This is a genomic window from Phytopseudomonas straminea (assembly GCF_900112645.1).
Classification (GTDB): Bacteria; Pseudomonadota; Gammaproteobacteria; order Pseudomonadales; family Pseudomonadaceae; genus Aquipseudomonas; species Aquipseudomonas straminea.
Genome location: NZ_FOMO01000002.1, coordinates 181,124 through 189,898, shown reverse-complemented (window position 1 = coordinate 189,898; position 8,775 = coordinate 181,124). Strand labels below are relative to the sequence as shown.

Sequence of the window (8,775 nt, the reverse complement as noted above, 5' to 3'; positions counted from 1 at the left end):
CTCGCGAATAAGAAGTTTCGACTATTTTCAGAAGCCTGCTGGGGTATCGGGGAACTTATGCGTAACAGCAGGTTTTCGCTGCCACTACCAGAGAAGTTGCGGGTTTTCGCCTGCGATAGACGGTTTAATGGCAGGCTTTACGCTGTCATTCCAGCCCTCTGCGAGGGGCTTTTCGACGTTTATGCGGTCGCTAGGCGACGAGCGGTCATGTTTTGCCAGAACGGGCTTAGTTGTACAAAACCTTGACAGTTCCTTTACAACTTGCAGCGCAACTAAGTGAGCGGAAGTTGCATTTATTTTGAACGACCGAACAACTAACTAAGTTCACTGTTTTTGTTGTTCTACAAGCCGTTCGATATTTCATGTCAAAGGTTTAAGTGCCACTACTGGCCAGCACGAGTGCTGATGCTTTCAAAGCATTACGAATGAGGGATCTGCCGTGCGCTGAATGCATCGGTGAGGGAAGGTACGCTGTTGCAGATCATGAACGGCAACGGTGCCATCCGGTTCTGATAATGTTGCCGGGCCTCAATCAGTGCAGCCGGCCATGAACCTCGACAACCGCATCAAATTCCGTCACCTGACCTGCTTTCTGGAAATTGCCCGGCAGCGCAGCTTCGCCAAGGCGGCCGACGCCCTGGCGGTCAGCCAGCCGGCCATCTCGAAAACCATTCGGGAGTTGGAGGAAATCCTCGAGGCCTCATTGTTCGAACGCGGCAAGGCGGGCGTTAGCCTGACCTCGGCTGGGCTGGCCTTCATGCGTTACGCCGGTCCCTGCGTGCAGGCGCTGCGCGACGGCGTGAACAGCTTGCGTAGCGGCGAGCATGACGCGGGGCAGGTGCGCGTCGGTGTGCTGTCGACGGTAGAGAGCCTGCTGATTCCCGAGGTGGTGCGGCGCCTGCACATGCGCCACGCGGCACTCGTGGTCAGCGTCGCTACCGGCCCGAGCGCCTATCTGCTGGCGCAACTGCGCGTCGGCGAGCTGGATCTGGTGGTGGGGCGCATGACCGACAGCCCGGAGATCCAGGGGCTGACCTTCGAACACCTGTACAGCGAGTCGATGAGCCTTGTGGTGCGTACTGAGCATCCGCTGCTGGCTCTGGGCGATGCCGGCCTCAGCCAGTTGGGCAACTACCCAGTGGTGCTGCCGTTGGCCGGCACCACCATCCGCCGCTACGCCGACAGCCTGTTCGTGCAATGTGGCGTGGCCCTGCCGCGCCAGCGCCTGGAAACCCTGTCGCCGGCGCTCAGCCGCCGCTACGTGCAGCAGAGCGATGCGGTGTGGGTCGCGCCGCTCGACGCCGTGCGCCTCGACCTGGCGAACGGCGACCTGGCCGAGCTGGCCCTGGGTATTCGCGAGCCCGGCGGCTCGGTGGGCATCTGCAGCAACGCCGCGCTGCCGTTGTCGCTGGCGGCGCAGTGGTGCTGCGAGACGTTGCGGGAGTTGGCGGGCGAGTACCGAGAGCGTTCCCTGCCAGGCTCGCTTGCGTAGCTGGCCTCGCCCAATCCAGATCAGTTGAACTCGATCAGCACCTTGCCCACCTGCTTCTGCGCCGCGAAGTAGGCATAGGCGGCCGGGGTGTCTTCGAACTTGAAGGTTTTGCTGATCACCGTTTCGATGCGGTTGGCTTCGGTGGCGCGTAGCAGCTCCGTGAACATCTTGCGGCTGCCGTTGGCGATACCGCGGATGGTCACGTTTTTGAGGATCAGCGAGAGGTAGTTCGGAATCGGCGATTGCTGGCCGGGAGTTACGCCAATCACGACGATACGTGCGTTGGCGGCGGCCGCCGCGATGGATTGGCCGAGGGTGTCCTGGCCGCCGGTTTCGATGATCACGTCGGCGCCGACATTATCGGTGAGGGCCATGAGTTGGGCGGCCCAGTCCGCATGCTGGCGGTAGTTGATGGCGATATCGGCGCCCAGCTCGCGGACGATTTGCAGTTTCTCGTCGCTGGACGAGGTGATGGCCACCCGCGCGCCGCGCAGTTTGGCGAGCTTCAGTGCTGCCAGCGACACGCCGCCGGTGCCCAGACAAAGCACCAGTTCGCCCGGCTTGACCTTGCTGACTTCGACCAGCGCATTCCAGGCGGTGAGGCCGGCTGAGGCAAGGCCGGCAACATCCCTGTCGGCGAGGGAAGCCGGCACCTGTATGACCGCCGCGGCGGGCAGCACGACCCGTTCGGCCAGCCAGCCGTCATGGGAGATGCCGATGTCATGGGCGAACACCTCGGGGCGGAAGTCACCGTCCAGCCAGCTCGGGAAGTGTCCGCAGACCACGCGATCACCCGGCTTTACGTTCTCGACACCTGCACCGACAGCGATGACCTTGCCGACACCTTCGGAGGTCGGGATACGCTCGGGCGCCTGGCGGGCGCCGTAAACACCGCGCAGCAGCTGCACATCACGGCTGATCAAGCCGACCAGGCGTGGCGCGACCAGCACTTGGCCAGGGCCAGCGACGGGGTCAGGGCGAGTGACGGCGGTCAGGCTGTCCAGACCTTGCTGGTTACCGATTTGGAAGGCTTTCATGCGGATGATCCTTGTGTCGGAAAATGTGGGGCTTTTCATGGCCCAGGCGTTAATCGGGGCACATGGTGCCAGATGGCCCTTCGGCGCCGTCAAGGCCTGGCCAAACAGGAGGATCGACGCCATTCGATCTATCTGGCGGCCTGACAGCCAGGCCTTATCCGCCCGAGCCCCCCAGCGATTATCTGAACTCCCAACGCCGCCTCGCTTTCCACTTTGAACACCCATGAGGCAGGCACGCGATGCTCCCACATAGCCAGCAGGGCCAAGGCCCGATCACCTTCGTACTGATGCATTTTCTCGGCGGCTCGCACCGGACCTGGGGGCCGACCATTCCCTATCTGGATCGCCAACATCGCTGTGTAGCGCTCGATACGCCGGGCTTCGGTGATGCCAATGCGGTAACCGGTTATACGGTCAGCGAGATGGCCGATCAGGTCGACCAGAGCATTCGCGAGCTTGGGCTCGAGCGCTGCATCTTGGTCGGCCATTCGATGACCGGTAAGGTCGCGACGGTCCTGGCATCGCGGCAGCCGTCTTATCTCCATGGCCTGGTGCTGGTGGCACCGTCGCCGCCCGGCCCGCAGCCGATGCGCGAGGCCGACCGCGACCGCCAGCGCGCCTTTGATGCTTCGCGAGAGCAGGCCGAAGCCTTCGTCGATGAATCCAGTTTCCACCGTTTGCCGGATGACCTGCGTGAGGTCGCCATTGCCGACGCCCAGAGCGTGAACCTCGAAGCGTGGCGCGCCTGGGTCGACCACGGCAGCCGCGAGGATTGGCAAGGCCGCATCGGCAGCCTGCCTTACCCGGCGCTACTGATCTGCGGCGCCGACGACCGCCAGGTGCCGGATGCCGAAGAGCAGGGGCGTACCACCCTGGCGCACTTTCCCCACAGCGCCGTACTGACGCTACCCGGCGCGGGGCACTTGATGCCGCTGCAGACACCCCGCGCACTGGCCGAGCAGATGCTCGCATTCGCTCATTTGATCGCGACTCGTATCACTGAAGGAGAAGGTTGATGGACTTGGGCTTGAAAAATCGTGTGGCACTGATCAGTGGTGCGGCGGGCGGGATCGGTCTGGCGACCGCGCGCTTGCTGGCAGAGGAGGGCGTGCAGCTGGTGCTGACCGACCGCGAGCAGGATGCGTTGCAGAAGGCTGCCGCAGACCTGCCTGGTGAGCCCCTGCTGATCGCCGCGGACATGACCCGGCAAGCCGAGGTCGATGACCTGGTCCGCCAGGGCGAGGCGCACTTCGGCCAGATCGATATCGTCGTGCATACCGCCGGCGTGACCGGCGCCAAGGGCGACCCCCTGGAACTCTCGGACGCCGACTACCAGGAAGCCTGGGACACCGACTTCTTCACCGCTGTGCGCATCTCCCGGGCAACCTTGCCGGCCATGCGCAAGCGCGGCTGGGGCCGGCTGGTGTGCATCACCTCGGAAAACGCCGTGCAGCCGTACTGGGAAGAGGCCGTGTACAACGTGGCCAAGGCTGCGCTGGCCGCCTTCATCAAGAACCTGTCTTACAAGGAAGCGGCCCACGGCGTGCTGTGCAACACGGTATCGCCCGCGTTCATCGAAACCGGCATGACCGACGGCATGATGAAAAAACGGGCCGAAGAACTGGGCGTGAGCTTCGAGGAAGCGGTGCAGAGCTTCCTGAAGGAAGAACGCCCCGGAATCGTTCAGCAGCGTCGTGGCCAGCCCGAAGAAGTGGCAGCGGCCATCGCGCTGCTGGTATCGGAGCGCGCGTCGTTCATCAACGGCAGCAACCTGCGCGTCGACGGTGGGTCGGTGCAGAGCGTGCAGAACTGAAGGATGTCGCAATGCTCGCGAGCGTGAGCATTGCGCTAGCCAACTAACGCGCTTTCAATCTCAAGGACTGACCGACAGCGCGTTCTCACCATCCTCCGCCATCTGGGCTGGAGGCGCTGGCCTGGCTTTCAGCCACAAGCCAAAGGTCTTCACCACCTCGACCACCGGTCGCAGCCGCTCGCCTTCGGCGCTGAGGCAGTACTCCACCCGAGGAGGTATCTCCGGGTAGACGGTTCGCCGGATCAGGCCGGCCTGTTCCAGTGCGCGCAATTCCAGGGTCAGTACCCGTTGCGAAATCTGCGGCATATCGCGGCGCAGCTGGTTGAAGCGTTTGCTGCCGTCGAGCAGATACGACACCAGCAGCAGCCGCCATCGCCCGCCGATCAGGCGCATGGCTTCTTCAATCGAACAGCCCGAAACGTTCTTCTTCACGGCGCTTTCCAGGTAACCAATTTGTGCCCCACTCACCAAAAAGTGCGCTCTTACGCGCTGGGGCGAATTAAAGAATACTGGCCTTCCTTCTCTACCAGGACGCTCTCCATGAAGCTCTACTTCGCTCCCCATGCCTGCTCGCTGGCGCCCCATATCGTGCTGCGCGAGCTGGGGCTGCCGTTCTCGCTGATCAGGGTCAACAACCAGACCAAGCGCACCGCCGATGGGCGCGACTTCTATCAGATCAACCCGAAGGGCTACGTCGCGGCGCTGGAATTGGCGGACGGCACGGTGCTGACCGAGGGCGCGGCGATTCTACAGTACCTCGCCGACCTGCGCCCCGAGGCCGGGCTGGCCCCCGCGAACGGCACGCTGCAACGCACCCAACTGCAGGCTCAGTTGAGTTTCATCGGCAGCGAACTGCATGCGGGGATGAGCCCCTTGTTCAATGACGCCATCGCCGAAGACGCGAAAGTGCTGCTGCGCCAGCGCCTGACTCGTCGCCTTGGGTACATGGAGCAGGTGCTGGCCGAGAGCGGCTACGTCTATGGCGATCATTTCACCATTGCCGACGCCTATCTGTTCACGGTACTGGGTTGGACCGAGCACCTGCGCATCGATCTGACGTCTTTCCCGACCACCGAACGCTTCCGTCGCAGCATCGCGCAGAGACCCTGCGTGGTTACGGCAATGAGGGCGGAGGCCGAGTCTGAGCAAGTGGTTTGAACCAAGGGTGGCGCAGGTGCTACGAACTCCCCGTCGGCAGTGCAGTCCATGAAGCAGCCATCCTGCGCACGACATCCTAGCGAGACGATATGAAGACGCTGCAAACCCTGATCGACATCCAGGATCCCGGTCTCCCGGAATTACAGGCGATGCTGAGCGAGGCCGAGCGGCCTTGCGAGCTGTTGCCGCCTTCATCTGGCAACGACGATGTGCTCCTGCATCTGCAGGTCACCACGCGTTCGTTGCTGGGCACGGTGGCCTACGAAACCGGCGGCATCGTGATCGATCACGGCTGGCTGCGCATTCTCGGCTCCGGGCACGCGCGGCTGTCGCGCAACCTCAAGGACTGGAATGCCGATGCCAGTCGCGGCTATCTGCTGATAGCCGATGATGCCGCCGGCGGTTTCTTCGCCCTCAATGGCGGCGGGCTGGGCAGTGATGTCGGCGCGCTCTATTACTGGTCCCCTGACAGCCTGACCTGGGAGGCGCTGGAAATCGGCTACGGCGACTTTCTCGGCTGGGCGCTGAGCGAGCAATCCCAGCTGTTCTATGAGGGCTTGCGCTGGGCATCCTGGCAAACCGACGTACGCACCATGAATGCCGACCAGTGCGTGTCGTTCTTCCCGTTTCTCTGGACCCGCGAAGGCTCGCCGGATGGCAGCTCGCGTAAGGTGGTGAGCGTCGAAGAGCAGTTCGCCCTCAAATGCGAACTCGCTGATAGTGCGACCTGAGAATCTGCGCCGCTATGCATATCGATAACGCAATGACCGCCCGCTGCAGGAGTGTGCCTTGCCTGACGTAACCGACCTATCTTCAACCGTCGCACTGCCGATGCGCTGGTCGACCCGCATCCCCGGTTTACAGGCCCAGCGCCTGTGGGCCGATCCAGTGGGCGGGCAACTATTGGTTGCCGATGGCTGGGGCGTTGCCTTTGGCGCACTGCGCCTGCGCAGCCTCGATCTGCAGGACGGGCACGAACGGGCCAGTGTGCGCCTGGGCAATGCCGCTCGCGCATTGACCCGGGAGGCCGAGGGCAACTGGCTGGCCGCTACCGATCAGAAGCTGTTTCGTCTGGCTGCGGATAGCCTGCAGCCGTTGGCCAAGTGGACCTCGCGTATTCCCAAATACAGTGACCAGCTGCTCTGCCAGGATGGCTTCATGCTGGCCATGAACGCGGCGGCCAGCTCCGTTTCTGCCATCGATCTGGCGAGCGGTGCGGTCAAACGTCGTGCGTTGCCGGCAGCAGGGCGCTTGCATGGCATTGCCGGCGACGCGCTGCTGGCCTGTGTCGACGGCAGTGTCTGGCAGCTCACCAAGGGCCTGGTAAAAACGCCCAAACGCCTGGCCAGCCTGCCCGCGCACTGCGTCACGGCCGCCGACGAGTCGGGGCGCTTGTGGCTGTCGCTGGGCGCCGGTCGCCAAGCCGACGGCAATGGGGTGAGCTGGGCGGCGCCGACAACCCTGCTGGCCGTGTCGGTGTCACCCTATGAGGTTTGCGTCGAACAGGATCTGGGCCTGCCATTCTGGCAGCTTGAGGTTTCGCGCGATGGTCGCGTGCTGTGGGTGATCGGCGTATCGAGCTTCGAGCACGAAGGCGAAACGCGCTATCGGCAGAATCAGGTGGTCTGCTTCGATACGGCCGATTACCGCTGCATCGCCAGGGGCCGCGTTCCCGAAGGCTTCGAGGTAAAGCAGATATGCCCTGAGCTGGGACTGGTGTGGGCGATGCAGGCAGCCGATGACCAGACAGAGCTGAGTGCACTATTAGGGTGTTTCGAACTTGGTGTTGCTGCTGGTTGATGCACTGGGCGAGCTATTGCCCAGGATCGCTACACGTTCCCAAAACGAAAAGGGCCAGCCATTCAGGGTGGCTGCCCCCTTATAACGCCTGGCATTCGGATCAGAAGGAGAGGGCGAACATCAGCTGGGTGTAGACGTTACGGTCATTACTACCCAACTGGGTGCCGCCGTTATCAGCGCTTTTCTTCGGCTGGTAGAGGCCGACCAAGGGAATGACCGCCAGATTTTCCGTAAGGCCCCACTGGGCATACACATCGAGCTCACGGCCGGAGAGGTTGCCGAGGTCGTTCTTGATGGTGTCGTAGTTGAACCACAGTGCGCCTACGGTCAGGTTCTCCAGCGGCGTGACGCTGGCGCCTAAGTGGTGAATGCGGGTATTGCTGTTGAAGGGGCCTGCGTAGTTGCCGGCCACCTCGCCCTGGAACCAGGTGCCGAAGCCGCGGTTGAGGCCGTAGAACAGGGTGTCGTAGCCTTCCGAGAATCGGCTGTAGCGATAGTTGACCTTCGGTGACCAGGCGACATCGGAGAAGGTCCAGCCGGCTTCCAGATACCAGGCGTCTTCGTTATCCACCTTGCGTTTGTCCTGCCAGGCGTATTCGCCGGACAGGAACAAATCCTTCACGCCGGCATTGCCCTGGGCACGCAGGCTGTAGGTCTTCATGCCGTCGCGGTTCAGTTGCGTAGCGTTGGCGTATTTATCGTCCACGTCTTTGACGTCGATATAGGTCAGGCCTACGGTGCCGGCTTCGGCAACATGCTCCAGCGTGCCGACGTACATTTCCGAGCGCGCCTGGGCGCGGTTGTCGGATTTGATCCACATCAGGTCACTGCGCCAGCCTTCCTTACCGCCCAGGCGCAGCACGGCGGTCTGGTGGAAGTTCTTGCGGGCGGCAAGATAGTAGCCGCCGCCGCGATTGAATTCGCCGTCGGCCACGCCCTTGCCGAGGTTCAGGGCGTCGCCATTGATCAGGAAGCCATCGCCGACCACGATGTTCTGGCGGCCGAAGGACAGATCCACGCCGTCCTCACCCAGCACCGGAAACAGGTCAGCCGAGCGCCAGCCCATATAGGCATCTTCGATCTTGGTGGTGCGCTCCGAGCCATCGGTGAAGCTGGCTGCATCGCCGTCGCCCCAGGTGCCCGAAGAGAGGAAACCGAACGCGCCATAAGCCGTGCCGGCGCCGCCAAGCCCCTGGTCGGCGCTGACGCCATACTTGAGGTAGCCCTCGCGCCACGACGCCGAACCGGCGCGTGTAGCGCCCGTGGTGGCATAGCGCTCCTGGCTGTGGAAGATGCCGAACACGGCTTCGAGGTTGGCATTCACATGGGTGTCATCGTCGCCGTAGAGCTCGTACGCGCCTGCCTGGGAGGCCGCGGCGATCAAGAGGGCGAGGGCGGAGCGTTGCAGCACGAAGGACTTGGGCATGGTTGGCTTCCCTGGGTTTTTCTTATGGGGCGAAGGGTGAGTCGATACT

The 8,775-nt window shown here is 62.9% G+C and carries 9 protein-coding genes; 6 read left to right on the top strand and 3 right to left on the bottom strand.

Features of this window, described 5'->3' with window-relative positions:
- Positions 1–547 precede the first annotated feature (547 nt).
- Entirely contained in the window at positions 548–1,492 is a 945-nt protein-coding gene (gene pcaQ / locus BM279_RS05035; protein ID WP_093501566.1) for a pca operon transcription factor PcaQ, read from the top strand.
- Between the two features lie 20 nt (positions 1,493–1,512).
- Here pcaQ and BM279_RS05030 read toward each other — a convergent pair whose 3' ends face one another.
- Positions 1,513–2,529 (bottom strand): zinc-dependent alcohol dehydrogenase family protein, encoded by a 1,017-nt coding sequence (locus BM279_RS05030; RefSeq protein WP_093501564.1) that lies wholly within the window; start codon positions 2,527–2,529, stop codon positions 1,513–1,515.
- A gap of 239 nt (positions 2,530–2,768) precedes the next feature.
- Between BM279_RS05030 and BM279_RS05025 the strand changes: the two genes are divergently transcribed.
- Together BM279_RS05025 and BM279_RS05020 are read left to right on the top strand one after the other, a co-directional pair.
- Positions 2,769–3,545, top strand: coding sequence for an alpha/beta fold hydrolase (locus BM279_RS05025; RefSeq protein ID WP_093501562.1), 777 nt, complete (start codon positions 2,769–2,771; stop codon positions 3,543–3,545).
- 11 nt (positions 3,546–3,556) lie between these two features.
- Positions 3,557–4,342 carry an SDR family NAD(P)-dependent oxidoreductase gene (locus BM279_RS05020; RefSeq protein ID WP_244154121.1) on the top strand — a complete coding sequence of 262 codons (786 nt, stop codon included), beginning with the start codon at positions 3,557–3,559 and terminating at the stop codon, positions 4,340–4,342.
- Positions 4,343–4,402: 60 nt separating this feature from the next.
- Here BM279_RS05020 and BM279_RS05015 read toward each other — a convergent pair whose 3' ends face one another.
- On the bottom strand, positions 4,403–4,774 hold the full coding sequence (locus BM279_RS05015) for a winged helix-turn-helix transcriptional regulator (RefSeq protein ID WP_093501558.1): 372 nt from the start codon (positions 4,772–4,774) through the stop codon (positions 4,403–4,405).
- Positions 4,775–4,882: 108 nt separating this feature from the next.
- Between BM279_RS05015 and gstA the strand changes: the two genes are divergently transcribed.
- From gstA to BM279_RS05000, 3 genes are all read left to right on the top strand, one after another.
- Positions 4,883–5,500 (top strand): glutathione transferase GstA, encoded by a 618-nt coding sequence (gene gstA / locus BM279_RS05010; protein ID WP_093501555.1) that lies wholly within the window; start codon positions 4,883–4,885, stop codon positions 5,498–5,500.
- Positions 5,501–5,589: 89 nt separating this feature from the next.
- A complete protein-coding gene (locus BM279_RS05005; protein ID WP_093501553.1) occupies positions 5,590–6,231 on the top strand; it encodes a DUF2625 domain-containing protein in 642 nt (213 codons plus the stop codon).
- 58 nt (positions 6,232–6,289) lie between these two features.
- Positions 6,290–7,300: a hypothetical protein gene (locus BM279_RS05000; RefSeq protein WP_093501551.1), complete on the top strand. Its 1,011-nt coding sequence runs from the start codon at positions 6,290–6,292 to the stop codon at positions 7,298–7,300.
- A gap of 100 nt (positions 7,301–7,400) precedes the next feature.
- Here BM279_RS05000 and BM279_RS04995 read toward each other — a convergent pair whose 3' ends face one another.
- Positions 7,401–8,726, bottom strand: a complete 1,326-nt coding sequence (locus BM279_RS04995) for an alginate export family protein (protein WP_093501549.1) — start codon at positions 8,724–8,726, stop codon at positions 7,401–7,403.
- Positions 8,727–8,775: the final 49 nt, after the last annotated feature.

Coding starts and splice junctions, on each gene's coding strand:
- pcaQ (WP_093501566.1), top strand. CDS start 548: ATGAACCTCGACAACCGCATCAAATTCCGTCACCTGACCTGCTTTCTG.
- BM279_RS05030 (WP_093501564.1), bottom strand. CDS start 2,529: ATGAAAGCCTTCCAAATCGGTAACCAGCAAGGTCTGGACAGCCTGACC.
- BM279_RS05025 (WP_093501562.1), top strand. CDS start 2,769: ATGCTCCCACATAGCCAGCAGGGCCAAGGCCCGATCACCTTCGTACTG.
- gstA (WP_093501555.1), top strand. CDS start 4,883: ATGAAGCTCTACTTCGCTCCCCATGCCTGCTCGCTGGCGCCCCATATC.
- BM279_RS05005 (WP_093501553.1), top strand. CDS start 5,590: ATGAAGACGCTGCAAACCCTGATCGACATCCAGGATCCCGGTCTCCCG.
- BM279_RS04995 (WP_093501549.1), bottom strand. CDS start 8,726: ATGCCCAAGTCCTTCGTGCTGCAACGCTCCGCCCTCGCCCTCTTGATC.